Below are 22293 nucleotides of genomic sequence, written 5' to 3'. Positions count from 1 at the left end.
TCCTCTCGTTATGCTGAAGCTTCGGCGGCCGGATGCCGCCGGTTCAGCCACTTCCATGCGGCGATCACGCCTCCGCGCGAGGCAGCGCTTCGTATTCGGCGCAGGCCTGCAAAAACGCGCCCAGTCCTTTTTGGTCGTTCGTCACGATCGGCTCGCTGATGTAATAAGCGTACGTGCCGTCCCGCTTGTCGGCGCCGCCGAGGCCTGCGACCTGGCAGTTTTTGTTCAGGTTGACCCAGCCTTCCTTCGTTTCCAGCACGAATTCGGCGATCAGCCCCCGGTACGCTTGATCGAGCGTCTCCCTCCAGCCGTCGTCCAGCACGCCCAGACGGATGCCTTTGGCCATGGCATACGTGAACATGCTGGAAGCCGACGCTTCCAAATAATTGCCCTTGCGGCCCCCCTGGTCCACCACCTGGTACCATACGCCGCTTTCGGAATCCTGGAATTTGCGGATGGCCGCCAGCGTATCGTTCAGGATGCGGACAAGCTCCTGATAATCGGCATGCTGCACCGGCAGCAGGGCGAGCACATCGACCAGCGCCATGACGAACCAGCCCAAGGAACGGCCCCAGAAGTTTGCGGACAGCCCCGTCTCCGGATCGCACCAAGGCTGCACCCTTTTTTCGTCCCATGCATGGAACAGGAGGCCCGTTTTCGCATCTTTCGTATGCCGCTCGCAAAGGATGAACTGCTTCGTGACGTCGCCGAGGCCTTCCCCGTCCTCGAACGCAAGCAAATATTCGAGATAAAAAGGGGAGCCCATGTACAACCCGTCGAGCCAGATTTGATAAGGATAGATTTGCTTGTGCCAGAACGCGCCTTCGGACGTCCGCGGATGCGAGCGCAGCTGATTTCGTAGGAGCTCCGCCGCTTTTTTGTATTTATCCTGCTTCGTTTCGGCATGCAGGACGAACAGCAGCTTTCCGTTGTTGATATGGTCGATGTTGTATTCGTCCAGGCGGTACCCCCGGATCGTGCCGTCTTCCTGAATGAAATCGTCCATGTTGTCCTGAATGAATCGATAATACGCACGGTCGCCGGTTTGGCGCCAAAGCAGCTCGAACCCTTTTAGCACCACGCCGTAATCGTATGACCATTTGCCCCCGTAACCTTTGTCTTCATGCAGCTTCGGCGTTCGTTCCATGATCGATTTTGCCGTACGCGCGGCCCAGCTCGTATGTTCCATGATGACCTCCTGCGGAATAAACAGGTCCTAACCCCGGGTTAGGCGGATAGGACCCTATTTTTGTTATGGTTTTCATTCGTTACTTTTTGGCGGCTTTGTAAGCTTCTTCGTATTCGGCGATGATTTTGCTGCCGCCGGATTTTTTCCAGTTCTCGACGGCGTCCTTGAACCCGTTCAGGTCGATTTTGCCGAGAATGTATTTGTAAGTGGCGTCGGTGATGATTTTCTGCAGCTCGGAGCCCTGCGTCGAATAGGTTTCCGATTCGAGCGAATAAGCCGGGTTCAGCACCGCGTATTTTGCGTTTTCCTTGATCAGCTTGTCGGATTCGGCCTTCAGCGGATCGGAGTCGTGGATTTTGTAGCCGGTTTCGTTCGGCCGGGAAGACGCAAACGGCTGCACTTCCTGCTGCCACAAATCCTGGTTGATGATCGTAGCCGCATCGTTTTCGTCCACTTTGTAGTGAACGTCTTTGATGCCGTACGTCATCAGGGCGTACATATCGTCATCCATCAAGTCGTTGACGAATTTCAGCACCCGCTTCAGCTCCGCTTCGTCCTTCACTTCCGATTTCGGGAAGGCCAGCAGGCCGCCGATGCCGTTGTTGCCCGCCCAAATATGGCGCTCGGATTCGCTGCCGGTCGGCGTAATGTTGTTGGCGAGCACGAGCTCCATGTTGTCCTGGACGCCTTTGGCCATGTTTTTCAGGTTTTTGCTGTCAAACAACGCTCCCACGTAGATGCCGGCTTTGCCCTGCGCGAATTTTTGCTGCTGGTCGGTTTTCGCCGTCACGGCAAAGTCCTGGTTGATGTAGCCGTTGTCGTACAGCTTTTTCATGTAATCCATCGTTTTGACGTATTCTTCGGTATCGAATTCCGGCGTCATTTTGCCGTCTTCGCTCACTTTCCAGTAGTTCGGAACGCCCATGTAGGAGCCGAGCGTTTTGAATGCGCCGTACACGAGGTCGCTGCGGTCCATGAAGCCGGTCGTATCGTTTTTGCCGTTGCCGTCGGGATCTTTTTCGGTAAACGCTTTCGCGACTTCCATCAGCTCATCCAGCGTTTTCGGCACGGGCAGTCCGACCTTATCCAGCCAGTCCTTCCGGATCACGACGCCGTTGCGGGCCAAATCCTTCTGGAACGGGATGCCGTACAGCTTGCCGGCGATGGAAGCGGATCTGCGCGTATCCTCGGAAATTTTGGCCAGGTTCGGGAACTCGTTGAGATACGGCTCGACTTCCCAGAACATGCCCGATTTCAGCGCATTGCGGACGGAAGAGTTGTCAAGAATGGTCAAGGTGACGATGTCCGCCAGGGAATCCGAAGCCAGCGACGTGTTGATGCGTTCTTCTTTGGATGCGTCCGGGATCCAGGAGAATTTGACCTCGGCGTTCGTTTTTTCTTCGATCTTTTTAATGATCGTGTCCGTCGGCGGCGAAGCCGTATGCAAAATGTTCAGCCAGGTGATGCTTGTTTTCGCGTTTGCGTCGGAGCCGCTTCCGGTCGTCCCCCCCGCCGCTTTTTCTTTCTCGCCGCATGCCGTCAGCACCAGCGCGGAGCAGATCGCAAGCGCGGCCATTTTTTTGACCATTTTTTTCATCTTCATTTCCCCTTTTTCAAAAGATTGAGAACATCCCGCCCGCATGATCAATAGACGCCGTCTTCCCCGAATTTTTTGGCGAGCCGGTTGGAGAGCATGACCAGAATCAACCCTACCAGCCCTTTGAAAAGGCCTACGGTGGTGCTGAAGCTGAGCTGGCCGTTTTTCAGACCGGCGGTATAAATGTAGGTGTCGAAAATTTCGGCGACCTCGCGGTTGAGGGAATTAAGCAGCAGGTACATATGTTCAAAGCCCAAATCGAGCGTGCTGCCGATTTTTAAAATCAGAAGCGTAATGATGACCGGACGGATGGCCGGCAGCGTGACATGCCATGTTTTGCGCAGCCGTCCCGCGCCGTCCATCTCGGCGGCCTCGTACAGCTGGGTGTCCACGACCGTGATCGCCGCCAAATAAATGATGGTGGACCAGCCGAGCTCTTTCCAAATGACTTGTCCGATATATACGGTCCGCAGCCATTCGGGAGAAGTCAGGAAGCTGATTTTCGGCAGCCCGAGCGCGGCGAGCATCTCGTTGAACACCCCGCCGTCCACGGTCAGGAACACGTAAGTAATGGAAACGATGATGACCCACGACATAAAATGCGGAATGTAAATGATCGTCTGGACCGCGTTTTTAAACAGCTTGTGCCGGACTTCGTTCAGCATGAGCGCCAAGATGATCGGAAGCGGAAAAAAAATGACGATGTTCAGCGCAAACAAAATCAGCGTGTTGCTCAGCAGCATAAAAAACGTCGGTTCCGTAAACAAACGGATAAAATGTTTGAATCCCACCCAGGGGCTGCCTGTAATGCCTTGGTAAGGCTGATAATCCTGAAACGCGATCACAAGCCCGCCCATCGGCAAATATTTAAAAATAATGAAGTAAAGCACGCCGGGCAAAATCATGAGGTACAGCAGCTTGTTCCGTTTCAGGCTTTCGAGACGCATTCGCGCCGGCCGCTCCTTTTTGGCGGCTTTCATGTTCATGTTCACTGCGGCGGTACTTGAATCCTTCACCGAGTCGACCTCCTTGTCTGCATGTTGACGTCTACGTTGTTCAGCTTAAGGTCTTTTCGGCATTCCGTACATAATCATTTCATGATAGCGATTGCAAAACGGCGCGGTTATGCGGTTTCCGGCCGGTTCACCTCATCTGATGATCGCGATGCAACATAATGATTATGCCGCAATTCCGGCCCGGTTCGACCGTCGTTTACCGTCCCGGCAAGACCTTAGCATTTGATTATATACGTAACCCTTCCGGCTTGATAAAGTGTCCATGAAACCGACTACAAGGAGGACAAACTTATGGCACGATCCCTTAGAAAAAAACAATCCGCAGGCAGCATCGCATTTACGGTTGTGAACTCCACGTTATTGATATTGATCGCGCTCGCCTGCCTGCTGCCTTTCGTGAACGTGATCGCCAGTTCGTTTGCGTCGACGCAGGAAGTGGTGGCCAAAAAATTCATTTTGTTTCCGACCACGTTTTCGCTGGATGCATACCGGTACATTTTGTCGACGCCGACCATCTTTAAAAGCTTGGCCGTTTCGATCGGCGTGACGCTCATCGGCACGGTGGTGAGCATGGCCTTGACCGCGCTGATGGCGTACGGCCTCTCCCGCAAATATTTATATGGAAGAAACGCGATCAACTTCATCGTCGTGTTTTCCATGCTGTTCAGCGGCGGCATGATCCCGACGTTCCTCGTCGTCAAAAGCCTTGGGCTGATCGACTCCTATTGGTCGCTTGTCCTTCCGGTCGCGATCAACGCCTTTAACCTCATCATTATGCGGAACTTCTTTCAGGCGCTGCCGGACAGCCTCGAGGAATCGGCCAAAATGGACGGCTGCAACGACTTCGGGGTATTTTTCAAAATCATGCTTCCCCTGGCGCTGCCTTCCATCGCGACGATCTCGCTGTTCTACGGCGTAGCGTATTGGAATACGTACATGAACGCCATCCTGTACATCACCGATTCCGCCAAATGGCCGATCCAGGTGCTGCTGCGCCAGATCGTCATCGTCTCGAGCGGCATGCAGGCCGAAAGCACGTCGGTCGACGTCGTCCCCCCTGCGCAGACGATCAAAATGGCCGTCATCGTGATCGCCACCGTGCCGATGCTCGTCGCTTACCCGTTCGTGCAAAAGCATTTCGTCAAAGGCGCGCTGCTCGGATCGGTCAAGGGATGACGCAAGCCTGATGCATCGATCCGGCCGTCCGGTTTACGGGCATGGATCGGAAGCGGCCGGCATGGCAACGCGCCCGGTCTTTTCCGAAGGGCCCCACCCGTGTGGGGCCTTTGCCCTGACTCCGAACGTTCGCAACCCAAAAAAGTCTTGTTTCCCCGCAGGCATTCGATGCGTGAAAACAAGACTTCTTGACGACCGGCCCCGGCTACTGCGCCTGCTTCAGCTTGCGGTACGAACCCGGGGTAACATGTTCTTTTTTGCGGAACGATCGGATGAAATTTTGGGAATTGTGGTACTGCAGGCGTTCGGCGATGTCTTTGATCGTCATGTCGGTTTCCACGAGCCATTTTTTGGCCATTTCGAGCCGGTAATTCATCAAATATTCGCTGAACGTCATGCCGAATTCCTTTTTGAAGATGCTGCTTAAATAGTTGGGATTATAATGAAGGCGGTCGGCGATCCATTCCAGGGATAACTCCTGGTCGTATTCGGCCCGGACGATCGCGGCGATTTTTTCGGACAAGGAACGGAACTGCTGGTTCGTTTTTTCCTTCATGCTTTTGACCATCGGCAAAATGACTTCCTGCACCAAAATGCGTTCGATTTCCTCCGGGTTCCGGATGTCGAGCAACCGGTGGTACAGCGCGTGGTTGTCCTTCGTCATCAGCACCTCGACGCCCAGCAGCTGCTCCAGCTGGATCAGGTTGTTCACGAAACGCACGAGCGCCACTTCGAAGTTCATCGAATTGTTGTTCTTTTTCATCATTTCCGCCAGCAGCGGATACAGGAAACGGGGCACCTGCTCTTCGTCTCCAAGCCGGATCGCGTCGAACAGCTGGGATTCCAGCTCGGTCGGATAATGGAGCAGCGCCGGGCCGGATACCAGCATGGCCATGTCTTCGTAAAAAATGATCGATTCCTTGCCGAGGTTCAGCCGATGGTGCAGCGCCTGCTTGCTCATTTCGCAGGCTTCCTTGCTTTCCCAGAGCCGGTCGTACGTTTGGCTGATGCCGAAGCTGACCGACACCTTCAGGTATTCGCGAACCGCTTTCATGATCGTCTTGGCGTAATCCAGAACCTGCTTTCGGATCTCCTGCTCGCCGGTGCCGTCAAAAACCAGGATCGTCGCCTGGGTTTTGTCGTTCAACAGGATCGGCAGCAGCCTCGATTCCTTCGGCACGATCTCTTCCACCATCTTGTTGATGGCAAACAGCAGCAAATCTTTATCCGCCGCCTCGCGTCCGCCGTAGCTGTCCATTTGGATCAGCATCGTGACATAACGCGGCTTTTCGATTTTTTCGTACCCGAACCGCGGCATGATCCGTTCCAGCTCTTCAGGGGTGACCCTGTTGCGGAATAAGTTCAAGATCAGCTGCGTTTCAAGCTGCGGCAGTTCGGCTTCGATCAGGTTTTCCAGGTTTTCTTTTTCGGTGACGATCCGGTTGATGGAGTGCAAAATCCATTCGACTTCGTTTTTGAAGGACGGATGCGGATGTTTGGGCAGGCTGCGCTGGATTTGCTGCAGCGGTTTGTTGAAGTAAAAGGCGATCATATAGGCGATGATGACGATAAAGACGGTAATGACGAATCCCATCATGATCAAGCCGAACTTGGTCGTCTTGAGCGCCTCGGATATTTCCTTCTGGTCGAGCAGCGTCACGTAAGTCCAGTTGTTGTAGCTGGATCTTGCATAAATCGCTTTGACGGGGCCGTCCCCCGCGTCCGGTACCGTCACCGTCCCGGTCCGGTGCTCCGTGCCGACCGATTTGGCGATGCCCGCAAGCTGCTCCTTCGTCAGCCGTTTGTCTTCCGGGCCCGTCTCGTACATCAGCTCGCCCTGTTTGTTCAGAATGATGATCGGCGTGTTCTCTTCGGTTTTCAGCGTGTTGTCCAGGGTGGCGAGCGAAATGTCGGACAGGGCGATCGCCTGCTTTTTGGTCGAAAACGCGGGCAGCGTATTGACGAAACGGATGCCGTCCTTCGTTTTCATCCAGAAGAGCCCCCGCTCCTGGCCGTTAATGTAAGTGTCGTACAGCGCCTTGCGGTCCGCCTCCGTCAAATAGGAAAGCTTGCCGTTGGAGATTTTCCAGTTTTGGGCCAGGCTGATCAGCGAATATTCCGTGCCCTCCAGCCCCATCGTGGCAATGTAGTTCAGCTGGGTGTTGACGTTGCGGTATGCCTCGAAGTCTTTTTCGGTGATCGGGTTTTTGACGACGGATTCGAACGAGCTGGTCGTGCTGTATGTATTGAAGGCGTATTCGATCGTTTGGATTTTCTGTTCCAAGGAATTTTTCGTTTGCGAAATGAAGCTCTGCTTGCTGCTTGAAACCCTGTCCACGACGGAATGGGTCGTATTGACGTAAATATAGGCTCCGAAGCTGATGACAAGCCCGACGCCGAGTACCAGGATCGGTATGAAGGTTTTGTAAAACATGCGGCCTTTTTTCATCGAAATACTCCTTTAACTGCGTCTTTGGTTCCAATTATAGCGTTTACATCATGTTATTGACAAATGATTTTTCACGTGTGCATTTTCTTTGATTTTCCTTGACTTGGGAATGGCAAGAACTTAAACTGAAAGCGTGAACAAACGGGCAGCGCCTATCGGCGCCTGGATCAAGCAAGCGCTCAAATCCGGGAACGTGTTCTTGGGTTTGGGGACGCGACCGGCTCCGTCAGGAATGACCCGATTCCATCCATTCAGGAAGACCAGAGGTAGCAATGATTACGATAAAAGATATCGCCCGCGTCGCGGGCGTTTCCCACACCACCGTTTCCAGGGCCCTTAACGGAAGCCCTCTCATCAAAAAGGAAACCCGCGACAAAATCGAAAAAATCGCCGCCGAGATGAACTACATCCCCAACTACAGCGCCAAAAGCCTGGTGATGAGAAGGTCGTACACGATCGGACTGTTTTTCTCGAGCATCGACCAAGGCACTTCGTCAAGCTTTCTCGTCGACGCGATGAAGGGCATCCACCACGTGCTGGACGAAAATTACAACCTGACCGTGCACGGCATCGACGGCATCAAGCATTTCGACGCCATTTTGCCGCAGCGCTTCGACGGCATTCTCGTCATGAGCCAAAGCGACGCGGACAACGCCTTCATTTATCACGTCAAAAAAATGGGCATTCCGCTCGTCGTGCTGAACCGGCAGCTTGAGGACCCCGGCATCATGAACGTCGTGGCCGATGACCGCGAAGGCGTCAAAGAGGCGATCGATTACGCCGCGGCGCAGGGACACCGGAAATTCGCCATCATCGAAGGGAAAGCGGGCTTCAAATCGTCATCCGAACGCAAACAGGGTTTTCTGGACAGCCTGATCGCCAACCGGATGCCGCTCGTCCCGGAATATTTTGCGGCGGGCGACTACGGCATCGAAAGCGGTTATGAGGCGATGGCCTCGCTGCTGTCCCTTCCGGATCCGCCTACCGTCGTCTTTTGCGCGAACGACGACATGGCCATCGGGGCCATGAACGCTTGTTACGCCGGAGGGGTTGCGATTCCGGAGCAAATGTCCCTGATCGGGTTTGACGATATCGTGTTCGCCCGGTACACGAACCCGGCGCTGACGACCATCCATCGGCCCGTGGCCGAAATCAGCAAGCTCGGCACGACCAAGTTGATCGAGCTGATGAAGGAACCGGATTGCGAACCTCAGCGCCTTTTCGTAAAAACCTCGCTGGTCGTGCGCCAGAGCGTGGCTTCTGTATGACCGATGCATCAGAGGCCTCTATTTTTCAATCAAAATGTTAACGTGTGCATGAATAGCGTGACTTATCTATTTGAATAAGGAGTTGATCTTTGAATGGCGCAGCAACTCTCCAGAAGCCTGTTCCCCGAACTGCCTGCATACCCCGAACGCATGATCCAATTCGGTGCGGGCAACTTCATGCGCGCTTTCGTCGATTGGCAGCTGCAGCAGATGAACCGCCAAGGGCTGTTCCAAGGCAGCGCGGTCGTCGTGCAGCCGACGCCGGGCGGGCAAGCGGATGCGATCAACAGGCAGGATGGGCTATATACCGTGCTGCAAAACGGCATTTTCCAGGGGCAAACCGTTAATTCCCGGGAGATCGTCTCCTGCGTAACCCGCGTCATCAACCCTTATCAGCAGTTTGACGACTTCCTCGCGCTGGCGGAGGACGATTCCCTGGAGTTCATCACCTCGAACACGACGGAAGCCGGCATCGCCTACGATGCGCGGGATGAAGCCGGAGACCGTCCTCCCCTGAGCTTTCCGGGCAAACTGACGGCGCTGCTGTTCAGGCGTTTTGCGCTCGGCAAAAAAGGATTCGTGATCATCCCCTGCGAGCTTGTCGACCGCAACGGGGAGCAGCTCAAGCAGCTTGTGCAGCGGTATGCGCGGGAATGGCAGCTGGGCGAAGCGTTCATGGCCTGGCTCGATGCGGAAAATACCTTCTGCTGCAGCCTGGTCGATCGGATCGTCCCCGGGTATCCGCGCGGCGAGGCCGAAAGCCTGGAGCGCGAGCTCGGCTACAAAGACGATCTCATGGTCGCATCCGAGCCCTATCTGCTGTGGGTCATCGAAGGCCCTTCGTGGCTGCCTGAACGGCTGCCGCTGGACCGCGCCGGACTGAACGTGCTGTTCACCGGCGACATGACGCCTTATCGCGAACGCAAAGTCCACCTGCTTAACGGTCCCCACACCGCCATGGTACCGCTCGGATTGCTGGCCGGATTGGAAACGGTGGAGGACGTCATGAAAGATGATGGTTTCTCGGGGTTCGTGCGGGACCTCATGGAAAAGGAAATCGCCCCTATGCTCGATCTTCCGCAAGCCGATGTGCTCGCCTACGCGAAGGATATCCGGGAGCGTTTCAGCAATCCCTTTATCCGGCACGAACTGGCGTCGATCTCGCTTAACAGCATTTCGAAGTTCAACGCCCGCCTGCTGCCGATCCTCCGGAAATACGCCGGCGCCAAGGGAGAGCTCCCGCCGCTGTTGACGTTGTCTTTTGCCGCGCTGCTGCTCAGTTACCGGGGCGACCGCGTGCCGCGCAAGGACGTTCCCGGGGCGATCGCCGCCTTTGACGAGGCTTGGAGCCGTCCCGATACTTTCGCCGAGACCATTTTGGGGAACGAAAGCTTGTGGGGGGAAAACCTCGCGCTCATCCCGGGCCTGGTCCCCGCCGTCGAGGAACGAATCCGGCAGTTGGAGCAGGCCGGCAGCCGAGCGGCGTTACAACAACTGGTATAGGAATAGGAGGTTCCCAATGAAACAATGGCTGAAATTAAACCCGCGGGACACCGTTGCCGTCGCCCTCCGCCCGATTGCCGCCGGGGAAGCGATCACCGGCCTGAATCGGCCGCTGACGGCCCTTTCGGATATTCCCCAGGGGCATAAAATCGCGCTTGCCCGGTTCGAGCCCGGCGACATGATCACCAAATACGGTTATCCGATCGGCCATGCCGCCAATGCGATCGAACCCGGCGAATGGGTGCACACCCATAACATGAAAACGAACCTGAGCGGCGAGGAAAAATATGAATACGTGCCCGACCTGCATCCGATCTCCTATCCGCCGCGCGGCCTGACCTTTCAGGGTTACCGCCGGAAAAACGGCGGCGTCGGCATCCGCAACGACCTGTTCATCGTGCCGACCGTCGGCTGCGTAAACGGCATCGCCGAGCAAATGCTGCAGGAATTTAAGGCGCTCCACCCCGATTTGGGCCCGTTCGATAACGTCACCATCCTCAAGCATCCTTACGGCTGCTCCCAGCTCGGCGACGATCACCGCCAGACCCGCAGCATCCTGCTGGATGCCGTCAAACATCCGAACGCCGGGGGCGTCCTTGTGTTTGGGCTCGGCTGCGAAAACAACGTCGTTGCCGAGTTCCGCAGCCTGCTCGGCGATTATGACGAGGCGCGCGTGAAGTTCCTGGTGGCGCAGGAGGTCGGCGACGAAGTCGAAGCGGGTCTTGCGCTGCTGGAAGAGCTGCATGAAGCCGCGAAAACCGACCGCCGCGAGCCGGTGCCGATCAGCGAATTGAACGTGGGACTCAAATGCGGCGGCTCCGACGGATTTTCGGGCATTACGGCGAATCCGCTGCTGGGCGCCTTTTCCGATTTCCTTATTTCCCAGGGCGGTTCGACGGTCCTGACCGAGGTGCCGGAAATGTTCGGCGCCGAAAAAATGCTGATGGCCCGCGCGGCAAACGAAGAGGTTTACCGATCCATCGTCGAGCTCATCCAAAATTTCAAGCAATATTTCCTGTCGCACGGCGAACCGGTGTACGAAAACCCTTCCCCCGGCAATAAAGCGGGAGGCATCAGCACGCTCGAGGACAAATCGCTCGGCTGCACGCAAAAAGCCGGAACGGCGCCCGTCGTCGACGTCCTGCAATACGGCGAAAAGCTCCGCAAAAAAGGCTTGAGCCTGCTGCAGGCGCCGGGCAACGACCTTGTCGCCTCCTCCGCCCTGGCCGCATCGGACTGCCATCTGGTCCTCTTTACGACCGGACGCGGCACGCCTTTCGGCAGCTTCGTGCCGACGGTGAAAATCGCGACCAACAACGAGCTGTACGCCAAAAAAGGCCACTGGATGGACTTTAACGCCGGGCCGCTGCTCGAAACCCCGATGGCCGACATATTGGAGCAATTTATCGCATACGTAATCGAAGTCGCCAGCGGCCGGAAAACCCGAAACGAGCAAAACGACGTGCGCGAGCTGGCCATTTTCAAAACCGGGGTCACGCTTTAACAACCCCACAAAGTGAAGTGAATGCTTCGAAGGTTATTCCGATTACTTTGCGGGGGCCCCGAACAAAACAAATACACCCCACAAAGTGAAATGAATGCTTCGAAGGTTATTCCGATTACTTTGCGAGGGCCCCGAACAAAACAAATACACCCCACAAAGTGAAGTGAATGCTTTGAAGATAATTCCGATTACTTTGCGGGGGCCCGGAACCAAGCAAATCCCCCCCACAAAGTGAAACCTAAGCTTCGCGGGTTATTCCGACTTATCCTAAATCATTTATTTGAGTGTTTTGCATAATTCCGTTTCAGAGAAGAAGCGATAGCATATTCACTGTCGTTAAGGGGTAATTTTCGAAAATGGTATTATATGGATGAAGAAAAGGGCAGACTTGCAGAATTTTAGAACAGCTCGTTTTTTAAGCGGCAGCCCGTTTTGAATGATGAGAAACGGCGAGCGCAGATGCAAGCAGAACAATGGCATTCAAATACTGGTGAGTTGTGACTTTCTGAATGCCCCGGACATGTGCGGCGTCTGCCGTCAAATAGGTTTTCAATCGGGAGTTGCAGCGTTCTACGCTGGTTCGTTCATTGTAAAGTTCCTTCCAACGCTTTGTATCCCGATGAGGGATGCTGTATCGCCGGAGATCATCCTTCGCATTTACTTTGACGACCATTCCATAGTTTGAAGACGAGCAGGCAGCCATGCCAAGCGGACAGTCGACTTTACCCGTGGCATGCGGGCAGCGAAATTTATGCATATCGCCGTCAACTCCCCAGTATGTCATCGCATAACCCATGGAACAGCACGGTGTTCCGTTCGAGGTCATGCCAGCAGGCGGTTCCTTCTCCCCCCGAAGATTAAGGGGAATGATGGCTTGTGCCTTGACGTTGCGGGCGGCCTCATAAACTTTCATTTGGTCGTAGCCCGCATCGAGTATGAAAAATCGTGTGCTCGTCCTGGACGCTGTTTTCTCGATCAGGCCCGGCGCCATTTCTCCATCATTGACATGCGCCGGCGTTACTTCCAAGGCGATCGGCAATTCACTTTTCGTATCGACCGCCAGATGAATTTTGTAACCAAACCATGTGATTTTATTGCCGAAGGAATCAATTTTTGCGCCCCAGTTCGCATTACCCGTTTGCTCGCTTTTGCGTTTGGGCTGCTTTTTCTCGTAAGCGCGGAGAGCGGTGCTGTCTATGGCGACGTTACTGCCTTCTATGATACCTTCCTGCTGACAGCGTGTGACCAAATCCTCAAAAAGCCGTTTTGCCAAGTCCTTTCTCGTCAGTTCTGAGAAAACTCGGCTTAATGTGGATATGGAAGGAGCTTCTCGATCCAGCGGAAGACCACACTGATAACGAAACCGGAGATCCGTATCCAAACGCTTATGCAACCCTGAAAAGGTACTTATTCCTTCAAGCGGCGCAGCCAAGAGTGCTCGTAGAATACCTTGTCTGCAGTATCCCTCAGCGCCTCGGGGTGAACGGCTTCTCAGTTCCTTGGCATACGGTCTCAGATCGAGAGAGCTGAAGAAGATCGGCAATCTCTCCTTGGGTTGAATTTTTAAAAGTTCTTCGAAGGAAAACAGACATTCTTGGAGAATATACAAAGTGACTTCCTCCATCCTTGAGGTTTTTGGGTTTGGTCACTTGAAAACTTCTCCAAGTTGGGGTGAAGTCCCTTTTTTATGTCCGAAAATCCTTACGGCTCAAGGCCTCAGATTACTGCAAAACGCTCATTTATAAAGGGGATGCCGACATGTTTTTGAACGATAACTTTTTGCTGACGACCGACACCGCGCGCACGCTGTTCCATCAGCATGCCAAAGAAATGCCGATCATCGATTACCACTGCCACCTCGATCCGAAGGAAATTTACGAAAACAAGCCGTTCCGCAACCTGACCGAAGCCTGGCTTTCCGGCGACCATTACAAATGGCGGCTGATGCGCGCCAACGGCATTCCCGAATCGCATATTACCGGGGACGCCTCGGATTACGACAAGTTTATGGCCTGGGCGGTCACCGTGCCGAAAACGGTGGGCAATCCGCTGTACAGCTGGACCCATCTGGAGCTTCGCCGCTTTTTCGGCATCGAGGAGCTGCTGAACGAGGAATCCGCGCCGCGGATCTGGGACGAAGTGAACCGCAAGCTGGCCACCCCGGCGTTCCGGCGCCGCAGCATCATCAAAAATTCAAACGTCAAAATCGTCTGCACGACCGACGACCCGGCGGATTCCCTGGAATATCATCAGCTGCTCAGAAAAGAGGAGCAGGACTTCCAAGTGCTCCCCGCATTCCGTCCGGACAAAGCGCTGAACATCGATGCGCCAGGATTTATCGAGTGGCTCGGGCGTTTGGAGCAGGCCGCGGGCGTTCAGGTTCGTTCTTATGCGGCGCTGACGGAGGCGCTGAAGCAGCGCGTCGACTTTTTCCATGAGCAGGGCTGCCGCCTCTCCGACCATGCGCTCGACGTGCTGCGCTACGAAGCGGGCGACGCCGCCGCGGTGGAAAGCATTTTCGCGAAAAGACTTGCAGGTTCGGAGCTTTCCCCATCCGAAATTACCGTGTACCGGACCGAACTCCTGTCGGCATTGATCGGCATGTATCATGAAAAAAATTGGACGATGCAGCTGCATATCCATGCATACCGCAACAACAATACCGTCATGTTCAACCGCCTCGGGCCGGATACCGGGTACGACGGCTTAAACGATTTGCCGCTTACCGAATCCCTGTCCCGCCTGCTCGACCGCGCCGAAAGCGCGCAAGGGCTGCCGAAAACGATCCTGTATTCGCTGAATCCGAACGATTATCCGTCCCTGCTGGCGCTGATGGGCTGCTACCAAAAGGATACGCCGGGCAAAATGCAGCTCGGCTCCGGCTGGTGGTACAACGACACCCGCAGCGGCATGCGGCATCAGCTGACGATGTTTGCCGACAACAGCCTGCTGTCCCGTTTCGTCGGCATGTTAACGGATTCGCGCAGCTTTTTGTCCTACACGCGGCATGAATATTTCCGCCGGGTGCTGTGCGAGCTGATCGGCGAATGGGCGGAGCGCGGCGAAGCGCCGGACGACATGGCGCTGCTCGGGCAAATGGTCGAGGACATCGCCTATCGCAACGCCGCGGCATATTTCGGCTTCCCGGCTGCCGTAGCCGCCGAATAAGGAGGGCTCGGCCATGCTGCACATTCGCCGTCACCTGGAAGGAGCTCCGGAGACCCAAGCGTCTCCGGGCTCCTCTCTTTGGCTCTACCCGGCTGAGAATGATTCGGGCCGGGAATTGCCGTTTATGCTTGTTCTCCCGGGCGGAGGCTACCAGCATCTGGCCCCGCACGAGGGCGAGCCGATCGCCAAGTGGTTCAACGCTCTCGGCATGCATGCCGGGGTGCTGCATTATCAACTGGAGCCTCTGGACCCCGAGGCTTTGATTCGGGACGTTGCCGACGCCATCGCATGGGCCCGTACCGGAGACAAGGCGTTCCGAGTGAACCCGAATCGGATCGGAATGATCGGCTTTTCCGCCGGCGGTCATTTGGCATCGATCACGGCCACGACCGCCTCGTCCAAACCCGATCTCCTCATCCTGGCGTATCCGGTCATCACGTTCGAAGAAATGTACACGCATCAAGGAAGCCGCGAGCGGTTTCTCCGTCAACGCCTTTCACCCGAAGACATCCAAAGGTACTCCTCCGACCGCCGGGTAACGGCCGACACGCCGCCGACGTTCCTGTGGACAACGGCAAACGACGCCGCCGTCCCCGTGGAGAACAGCCTGCGGTTTGCCGCAGCTTTGTCCAAGTCCGGGGTTCCGTTCGAGCTGCACGTGTTCGAGGACGGACGCCATGGACTCGGGCTGTCCGATGCGAATCCGTCCTGCCGGCAATGGCTCGAATGCCTCAAAACCTGGCTGCGGCAGCATCATTTTGTGAAGGAGGAGACCTAAAATGCCGCAAACGCTGTATATCGCCGGCGATTCGACCGCAGCCGCAAAGGATGCCTCCCAGAAACCGATGGCGGGCTGGGGCGAATACCTGCATCATTTTGTAACCCCTTCGCTTCGCATCGACAACCGCGCCGTCAATGGCCGGAGCACGAAGTCCTTTCTGGAGGAAGGACGGTGGGCCGCCATCGAAGGCGAGCTTCGGGACGGCGACATCGTCATGATCCAGTTCGGCCATAACGACGAAAAAAAGGAAGACCCTTCGCGCTACACGGATCCCGATACCGACTACCGCAGCAATTTAATGCTGTTCATCGCTTCGGCCAAACGGCGCGGAGCCACGCCGGTTTTGCTCACTTCCGTCAGCCGGCGGCGTTTTGCCGACGACGGTCTTCCCGATCCGCTGGCGGTCGGCCCCTATCCGGCCGCCATGCGGGAGGTTGCGGCGGCAACCGGGACGCTGCTGCTTGACGTTTTTGCGGCTTCCCAGCGTTTATACCGCGATTTGGGAGCGGATGCGTCCAAAACCTTGTTTATGCACCTGCCGCCCAACCGGCATCCCAACTACCCTGAAGGAGTCGCTGACGATACCCATTTTTCGGAGGAAGGCGCACGGCAAATCGCGAAGCTGGTCGCCGAGGCAATGGAAACGGTCGCTCCCCTGTCTGCCTTGTTGCGGGCCGCAAGCCGCTAAATGTTCCCTATAGAGACATCAAAAGGGCTTCCCGGCGTCGTGAAAACGACCCAAGGAAGCCCTTAATGTTATGTTCTCCGGCCAAAAAACGGCTCTTAAATCTTTGATTTATTTCCGGGGAAATTGTCGAACGGTTTACTGCGCATAATCGCCGGTATAATTGATCAGCGATGCGTCCTGCACGCCTTTTACCGCGCTGATTTCATTGACAAATGCCGTATTGTCGTCGCGAATCCGCACCTCGTACGTAATTTCCGTGTATTCTTTGCGTACGGTCTTCGATTTCAGCGTGCCCGCAAGCTTGCGCAAATGCACCCTTACCTCATCCGCCGCGGCTTCGGTATGACGAATGATCAGCAAATAAGGCATTTCCTTCACCTTTTTTCTGGCCAACCAGATCAAGACGATTCCGAACACCGCGGAGCCGATCAATGCGGCCGGATACACTTTGGCGCCGCAGGCGATACCTGCCGCAATGGACCAAAACATGTATACGATATCCAGCGGATCTTTCACCGCCGTCCGGAAGCGCACGATGCTGAGCGCGCCGACCATCCCGAGCGACAACACGATGTTCGTGCTGATCGTCATGATGATCAATGTCGTGATCATCGTCATCAGGACGAAGGACACGTTATAGTTGTAGCTGTACACGACGCCTCTGAAGGTTTTTTTGTATATCCAAAAAATAAACATGCCGATCGCAAACGATGAAATCAGGCCCAAAAACAAATCGATATACGAAATATCGCGGAACGCCTCCAAATGAAGCACGCTTTTTTTGAAAAGATCCTGAAAATTTAGGTTATCCCCCACTGCAGTTCCTCCTGAACGTTAGTCTTTAAAATGTTTGACGCCCACTTCCCGGCAAATGACGAACTTCGAAATGGCGGATCGCACATGCGCTTGGGGCTGAATGATTTGCCGGATGCCGTCCGGCAGAAAGGAATCGTATTTGATTTCCATGATGGTCAGCGCCGGAGACAACGCTTCTTCCAAAACGAGGGCCGGGTCGAACAAATCGACGGTATTGATGCCTGCGGCCAGCCTTTTGTCGAACGTCACGCGGACGTTTCCCATCTCGTGCACGTAAGCCTCCCGGGTATAATCCACGATGACGGAAGGGCGGAACCCGTGATGCGCAAGCGAGACGTAAAATTCCTTCAGCAGCGGATGTTCCTTGGCCGACAGGCAGGACGGATCCCCTTGCAGAATGAGCCCGTACTCCTCTTTGGACAAAGGCGCGGATTCCTTGCTGATATAATCGCCATATTTGCTTTTCCGCTCCAGCGTGATTTTTGCGTCGCTCCCGTTGTAGATGCGGATCCGGTATTTGTTCCGGCGGAAGATGCCGTTGTTTTTATCGTATAAGGAATGCTGATGGACTCCGTCGAAATAGAGGCTCCGAATGCCGTATCCTTCCGCGTCGACGGAATTCCGGTCCATCGTCATCGCGGCGGATATCCGATGCCTTAGCGCCAAATATTCGTGCATGTGCAAATAATATTTCAACTCATGCCGCAGTTTGTTCCCCTGAAACTCCATTTAATCCACCTCAAACTTCCTCACGCCGTAATAAGGGGTGCCTTCCTCGTCTTCGAAACTGTCGAACGAAATCTGCGAATGCCCCTTGCTATCGCGCGCGACCACTTTCCAATAATAGATGTTCGGCGAAAGTTTCGGGATCGTGACGTTGTTTTGCGCCAACCCTTTCTTTTGGGCGACGATATTCGCAAAGTTCGGGTCGGTCGCCAGCATCCAATCGTAAGTCAGGTCGTCTCCCTGCAAATCAAACGATATATCCCAAGAAAAGCGGTAGGCTCCTCCTTCTTGCTCGTCCACCTCGTCCATGTAAAACGGCTTGGGTTTTTCCAGATCTTCCAGGAACAGCTTGTATCCCGTTTCCGGCGTCGAAACGATCCGCTCGTAATCCTGCGAAAGCTCGCTTAGTTTCCCCGGGAGATACTGCACATCCGGCGAACGTTTGGCGAAAGGCTCCACCACGTTTTTATATTTGGCGAGCTGTTGCTCCACCGTGTTTTTGTTGATGTAATTTTTCGAGATGTCCTCGATTTTCTTTTTCAGCAATTCGACATGTTCTGTGCTGCGGAAAAACCGGTTATGAAGCGTGCTGCCCCAATAGTTGCTGATGCCGCTTTGGTAAGGGCTGATGCTCTTCAAGTTCCGCTGCAGCCCCCAGCCTCCGTCATAATCCCATGGCAGGAAATACCATTTTTCCGAATTCAGCGGCGAATACAAATAGAAGTTGTTCGCGTCGGTATCCATGTTATCGGTCAAAATGTTTACCGCAAGCCAGGTCAAATAATTGTCGAGGTCAAAATGCTTTTCGATCACTTGATCGATCGGAATGGTCATGTTATTGACGTCATCCAGCATCCGGATCAGCTTCTCGTGGTCTTCCCTGCCCTTGATCTCCAAAATCGACTCGAAGGCCTTTTTGTCGTAAGCCGGGTCCGATTGCAGCTTGATTTGTTCCGGATAACGCTGGAACTCGAAAAACGTGACCTTATACAGTTGGCCGTAAGGATCCAGCCAGTGGGATTTCAGAAACTTTTCGTTCGGCTGCTCGATTTGCGTGTAAAGGCCGTAATCCTGGAACGTTTGCTGCGATCCGCCTTCCGAGAGATCCTTGACGTATAAATGAACGAATCCGGTGCGCAGGCTCGTAAAATTCGGAATCGTCTCGAACAGATCGAAGCTCAGCTTGTTGCGCAGGCGGGACAAATCGGCCGAATGCTTGTTCAAATTGATCGACCGCTGGTCCTGCCATAATCCCGCTTCGTCGAACAGCTTGATCTTGTAGGATTTCTGGGAAGCATAGCGGGCCGTATTGCCCCGCAGGCTGATGCTCCCGTTGGCGTGATCCGCGCCGTACCCGAACATGCCGGACTTCGGCCCGCTGCCGTCCGATGCGCCTTCCTGCATGATGACGTTCAGCTTATCCCCGCTGTAGCGGTCCGTGTTCCGGTTCAGGCCGTACCAGCTGAGCCCTTTTTTGTTGTCGCCTTTCGGCGGCAGCACCGTCACGTACAAAGCCTTCAAGGCATCATCCTGATCCCGTTCGTAGATGCGCTTATCTTCCTCGATGCCGGTTGGCTGGGGAGCGGCTGGCGCTTCTTGCGAAACCCCGTTTCCGGCTACGGATTTCGGCTCATCGGCGGGTTCCGAACAGGCGGAAAGGATCAGCATGGACGAAGCGATCACCATCACCGTCGCGGTCGGCTTGCCGAAGCGCATGGATTTGCGCTGATGATGCATCGGCTGCGAGCAGAACGTGTAATAATTAATATTTTTGAGGACGTACATCAGCCGGAACAAGACGAGGGCAAGCCCGCCCAAGGAAGCGTAAAACATCCCGAGCCCGTCATATTCGAGCCGAAGCGTCCAATACGTGAGCCCGGCATTCAGCACGATAAAAAGGGAACTGATGGCCGCCGCGCCCTTCCGGTCATCGAAGTACAGCAGGAGCAGCAGCGTCACAAACATCATAATGAAAAGAAAATATGACAGCACCAAAATATTAAACGAATCGAGCTGCGCCATCGTAAATCCGATTCTCGGCAGCAGCTTCATGCCAATGGCAATGGAAACGATCGTAAACAACAGCTGAACCTCCATCAAAAAGCTGATTTCCTGCATCAACGTCCGCTGCATCGCTTTTTTCGAAGCGTCCATTTGGAGCAGGGTCCCTCCTTCAAGCACATGCTTGTAGTAGGCCTGAAATTTTTCGTAAAACTCCGTTTCGACCGAAACGATAAAAGCGACCAAGGTCGGAATGACGGACAAAAAAGCATAAAATACCGGCAGATCATATTCCGGGGATATGTAGTACCTGCCCGCCACCACGATTCCGTGATCGCTGAACCAGAACACCATGCTGTGGACGTAAATGCCCGCATACATGCACGAACCGATCAAAAACAAAGCCGGGTACTTTTTGAAATAAGACAAAAACACGAGGCCGATGATCGTCGCGGACAAAAAGCTGACCAACGCCGCTCCGTACAACAGCTTCAGCCCGAATCCGGCCACCACGTTGCCCTGTTTTTCGTTGAGGCCCTTCACCGCGCCGACGATCGTGCCGATCGAGCCGAAGTTGGCGAAGGAGATGAGGAACACCGAAACGATCGCTTTGGCGCGTTCGCTGAATTCCCCTTGGACCTTCACGAAGTCGAGCATCGCCACAAACTCGTTAGCCACGATTTTCGTGGCCATAATGCTTCCGGCTTTGATCGCTTCATTCCATGGCACGCCCATGAGGAACGCAAACGGAGCGAGCACGTAGCCGAGAATGTTTTGGAACGAAATGCCGAACACGCCGCTGAAAATCCCGTTGACCATGGAGATCAGGGCGACGAATCCGACCAGCATTACGCCGACGATGACGACCACCTTAAAGCCGTCCATGATATATTCGCCGAGCATTTCGAAAAAGGTCTGCTTCGTCTCTTCCTGCACTTCGAGAATATCGTCTTCCGGCTGCACCTTGTAAGGGCTTACAATCGAGGAGATAATGAATCCGCCGAACAGGTTGAGCACCAGCGCGGCCACGACGTATTCCGGCTTGAGCATCGTCATGTACGAGCCGACGATCGACATGGACACGGTCGACATCGCGGATGCGCACAGCGTGTACAGCCGCTGCCGCGGCAGCAGGCCGATTTGCTTTTTGAAGGAAATAAACACTTCGTTTTGGCCGAGGATGGCGGAAGCGACCGCGTTGTACGACTCCAGCTTGCCCATCCCGTTCACCTTGCTGAGCGCAAGGCCGATGTATTTAATGATAAACGGCAGGATTTTATAATGCTGCAAAATGCCGATGAGCACCGACATGAACACGATCGGCATCAGGACGTGGAAAAAAAACGAATGGATGCCTTCGTTGACGATGCCGCCAAACACGAAATCCGTGCCTTCGTTCGCAAAATTCAAAATTTTCGCGAAGCCGTCGGCAAAACCTCTGACCAAAAATTCCCCGATGCTTGTCTTCAGCAAAATCAGTCCGAGCACGATCTGCAGCGCAATCATGACGAGAATCGGACGGAATTTGATGTTCTTCTTATCCGAGCTGACGAGCCAGGCAAGCGCGAGCACGACGACAAGTCCAATCAGAGCGATCACATATTTCATGATGTCTCCCCCATTTTTTGTGAATTAAATCACAATATTTTCCGGATCTACAGCGTTACACGTCCGCTATAATGGTCTCCAGCGCAATTTCCGCCATGAGATTAAAGGACTGCTCGCTGTCTTTATGCGCGGAGCGTTCGCCCGTCAGCAGCTGGCTTCCCACCGTCAGGATCGTCAATGCCCGAACCCCGTATTTGGCGGCCAGCGTATACAGCGCCGTGCTTTCCATCTCGACGGCCAACACCCCGAACTCCATGAATTTATGAAGCCTTGCCATCGTCTCCCTGTAAAACTCGTCGGAATTGTACACATTCCCCACGGACACGTTAGCGCTGCGGCGCACGGCCTCCTGGTACGCTTTCATCAGCAGGCCGAAATCCGCCGACGGCGCATAGTTGCAGCCGAGGAAAATTTTCTCCGTCATGTTGCTGTCCGAAGAAACCGCCTGGGCGAGCACGATATCGCGGATTTGCAGCTCCTTCTGCATCGCGCCGCAGGTGCCGATCCGGATGAGCTTTTTCGCCCCGTAATCCTGGATCAGCTCGGTGGCATAAATGCTCATCGACGGATTTCCCATGCCCGTCCCCTGCACCGAAACCGGAACCCCTTTATACAACCCGGTAAAGCCGTACATCCCCCTGACCTCGTTGTAGCACCGAACGTTTTCCAGAAAATGTTCGGCCACGAATTTGGCGCGCAGCGGATCGCCGGGCAGCAGCACCCGTTCCGCGACGTCTCCGGCATTGGCTCCCAGATGAATACTCATGTTGCATTTCCCCTTTGGATTAAACTCGCGAGCGATG

15 protein-coding genes and 2 pseudogenes are annotated in these 22293 nt (G+C 54.6%); 7 read left to right on the top strand and 10 right to left on the bottom strand.

The features are described 5' to 3' along the window. Positions 1–64: 64 nt before the first annotated feature. The 3 genes from NYE48_RS07680 to NYE48_RS07670 form a co-directional block, all read right to left on the bottom strand. Complete coding sequence (locus tag NYE48_RS07680; RefSeq protein ID WP_212950395.1) at positions 65–1189, bottom strand: glycoside hydrolase family 88/105 protein; 1125 nt, start codon at positions 1187–1189, stop codon at positions 65–67. A gap of 79 nt (positions 1190–1268) precedes the next feature. Then, positions 1269–2786: an extracellular solute-binding protein gene (locus NYE48_RS07675; RefSeq protein WP_212950393.1), complete on the bottom strand. Its 1518-nt coding sequence runs from the start codon at positions 2784–2786 to the stop codon at positions 1269–1271. Positions 2787–2833: 47 nt separating this feature from the next. Continuing rightward, the gene (locus tag NYE48_RS07670; RefSeq protein ID WP_212950418.1) at positions 2834–3772 is read right to left on the bottom strand and encodes an ABC transporter permease; all 939 of its coding nucleotides are present in this window, start codon (positions 3770–3772) and stop codon (positions 2834–2836) included. A gap of 321 nt (positions 3773–4093) precedes the next feature. Here NYE48_RS07670 and NYE48_RS07665 point away from each other — a divergent pair, with 321 nt between their 5' ends. After that, complete coding sequence (locus tag NYE48_RS07665) at positions 4094–4978, top strand: carbohydrate ABC transporter permease (RefSeq protein WP_036706498.1); 885 nt, start codon at positions 4094–4096, stop codon at positions 4976–4978. 205 nt (positions 4979–5183) lie between these two features. Here the strand turns inward: NYE48_RS07665 and NYE48_RS07660 are convergent, their stop codons facing one another. Continuing rightward, on the bottom strand, positions 5184–7427 hold the full coding sequence (locus NYE48_RS07660) for a helix-turn-helix domain-containing protein (RefSeq protein WP_340997856.1): 2244 nt from the start codon (positions 7425–7427) through the stop codon (positions 5184–5186). 272 nt (positions 7428–7699) lie between these two features. Here NYE48_RS07660 and NYE48_RS07655 point away from each other — a divergent pair, with 272 nt between their 5' ends. From NYE48_RS07655 to NYE48_RS07645, 3 genes are all read left to right on the top strand, one after another. Continuing rightward, positions 7700–8695 (top strand): LacI family DNA-binding transcriptional regulator, encoded by a 996-nt coding sequence (locus NYE48_RS07655; protein WP_340997854.1) that lies wholly within the window; start codon positions 7700–7702, stop codon positions 8693–8695. Between the two features lie 93 nt (positions 8696–8788). Continuing rightward, positions 8789–10198 carry a tagaturonate reductase gene (locus tag NYE48_RS07650; RefSeq protein WP_340997852.1) on the top strand — a complete coding sequence of 470 codons (1410 nt, stop codon included), beginning with the start codon at positions 8789–8791 and terminating at the stop codon, positions 10196–10198. A 16-nt stretch (positions 10199–10214) separates the two neighbouring features. Continuing rightward, a complete protein-coding gene (locus tag NYE48_RS07645) occupies positions 10215–11702 on the top strand; it encodes a UxaA family hydrolase (RefSeq protein WP_340997850.1) in 1488 nt (495 codons plus the stop codon). Between the two features lie 415 nt (positions 11703–12117). Here NYE48_RS07645 and NYE48_RS07640 read toward each other — a convergent pair whose 3' ends face one another. Next, positions 12118–13311 (bottom strand): transposase, encoded by a 1194-nt coding sequence (locus NYE48_RS07640; protein WP_340997203.1) that lies wholly within the window; start codon positions 13309–13311, stop codon positions 12118–12120. Between the two features lie 149 nt (positions 13312–13460). On the opposite strand from NYE48_RS07640, the gene uxaC reads away from it, so the two are divergent. Genes uxaC through NYE48_RS07625 form a run of 3 tightly spaced genes read left to right on the top strand, consistent with a single transcriptional unit; the run spans position 13461 to position 16339 of the window. Next, entirely contained in the window at positions 13461–14870 is a 1410-nt protein-coding gene (gene uxaC / locus NYE48_RS07635) for a glucuronate isomerase (RefSeq protein WP_212950384.1), read from the top strand. A gap of 13 nt (positions 14871–14883) precedes the next feature. Then, on the top strand, positions 14884–15648 hold the full coding sequence (locus tag NYE48_RS07630) for an alpha/beta hydrolase (RefSeq protein WP_340997847.1): 765 nt from the start codon (positions 14884–14886) through the stop codon (positions 15646–15648). 1 nt (position 15649) lies between these two features. After that, complete coding sequence (locus NYE48_RS07625) at positions 15650–16339, top strand: rhamnogalacturonan acetylesterase (protein ID WP_340997846.1); 690 nt, start codon at positions 15650–15652, stop codon at positions 16337–16339. 135 nt (positions 16340–16474) lie between these two features. Here NYE48_RS07625 and NYE48_RS07620 read toward each other — a convergent pair whose 3' ends face one another. From NYE48_RS07620 to deoD, 5 genes and pseudogenes are all read right to left on the bottom strand, one after another. After that, entirely contained in the window at positions 16475–17155 is a 681-nt protein-coding gene (locus NYE48_RS07620; RefSeq protein ID WP_212950382.1) for a DUF4956 domain-containing protein, read from the bottom strand. 18 nt (positions 17156–17173) lie between these two features. Further along, entirely contained in the window at positions 17174–17884 is a 711-nt protein-coding gene (locus tag NYE48_RS07615) for a polyphosphate polymerase domain-containing protein (RefSeq protein WP_339321665.1), read from the bottom strand. Further along, a pseudogene (locus NYE48_RS07610) lies at positions 17885–19195 on the bottom strand (CotH kinase family protein); the annotation flags it as partial. Positions 19196–19642: 447 nt separating this feature from the next. After that, a pseudogene (pelG, locus tag NYE48_RS07605) lies at positions 19643–21490 on the bottom strand (exopolysaccharide Pel transporter PelG); the annotation flags it as partial. Positions 21491–21545: 55 nt separating this feature from the next. Beyond that, the gene (deoD, locus tag NYE48_RS07600; protein WP_036714909.1) at positions 21546–22256 is read right to left on the bottom strand and encodes a purine-nucleoside phosphorylase; all 711 of its coding nucleotides are present in this window, start codon (positions 22254–22256) and stop codon (positions 21546–21548) included. Between the last annotated feature and the right edge of the window lie 37 nt (positions 22257–22293).

It is taken from the genome of Paenibacillus sp. FSL M7-1455, from assembly GCF_038004655.1.
Taxonomy (GTDB): domain Bacteria; phylum Bacillota; class Bacilli; order Paenibacillales; family Paenibacillaceae; genus Paenibacillus_AQ; species Paenibacillus_AQ cookii.
Note: the sequence above shows the minus strand (reverse complement) of the source record. Positions and strands in the feature narration are given on the sequence as shown.

What these genes read in the sequence shown, in the direction of transcription:
- NYE48_RS07680 (WP_212950395.1), bottom strand. Translation starts at nt 1,189, where the DNA reads ATGGAACATACGAGCTGGGCCGCGCGTACGGCAAAATCGATCATGGAA.
- NYE48_RS07675 (WP_212950393.1), bottom strand. Translation starts at nt 2,786, where the DNA reads ATGAAAAAAATGGTCAAAAAAATGGCCGCGCTTGCGATCTGCTCCGCG.
- NYE48_RS07670 (WP_212950418.1), bottom strand. Translation starts at nt 3,772, where the DNA reads ATGAACATGAAAGCCGCCAAAAAGGAGCGGCCGGCGCGAATGCGTCTC.
- NYE48_RS07665 (WP_036706498.1), top strand. Translation starts at nt 4,094, where the DNA reads ATGGCACGATCCCTTAGAAAAAAACAATCCGCAGGCAGCATCGCATTT.
- NYE48_RS07660 (WP_340997856.1), bottom strand. Translation starts at nt 7,427, where the DNA reads ATGAAAAAAGGCCGCATGTTTTACAAAACCTTCATACCGATCCTGGTA.
- NYE48_RS07655 (WP_340997854.1), top strand. Translation starts at nt 7,700, where the DNA reads ATGATTACGATAAAAGATATCGCCCGCGTCGCGGGCGTTTCCCACACC.
- NYE48_RS07650 (WP_340997852.1), top strand. Translation starts at nt 8,789, where the DNA reads ATGGCGCAGCAACTCTCCAGAAGCCTGTTCCCCGAACTGCCTGCATAC.
- NYE48_RS07645 (WP_340997850.1), top strand. Translation starts at nt 10,215, where the DNA reads ATGAAACAATGGCTGAAATTAAACCCGCGGGACACCGTTGCCGTCGCC.
- uxaC (WP_212950384.1), top strand. Translation starts at nt 13,461, where the DNA reads ATGTTTTTGAACGATAACTTTTTGCTGACGACCGACACCGCGCGCACG.
- NYE48_RS07630 (WP_340997847.1), top strand. Translation starts at nt 14,884, where the DNA reads ATGCTGCACATTCGCCGTCACCTGGAAGGAGCTCCGGAGACCCAAGCG.
- NYE48_RS07625 (WP_340997846.1), top strand. Translation starts at nt 15,650, where the DNA reads ATGCCGCAAACGCTGTATATCGCCGGCGATTCGACCGCAGCCGCAAAG.
- NYE48_RS07615 (WP_339321665.1), bottom strand. Translation starts at nt 17,884, where the DNA reads ATGGAGTTTCAGGGGAACAAACTGCGGCATGAGTTGAAATATTATTTG.
- deoD (WP_036714909.1), bottom strand. Translation starts at nt 22,256, where the DNA reads ATGAGTATTCATCTGGGAGCCAATGCCGGAGACGTCGCGGAACGGGTG.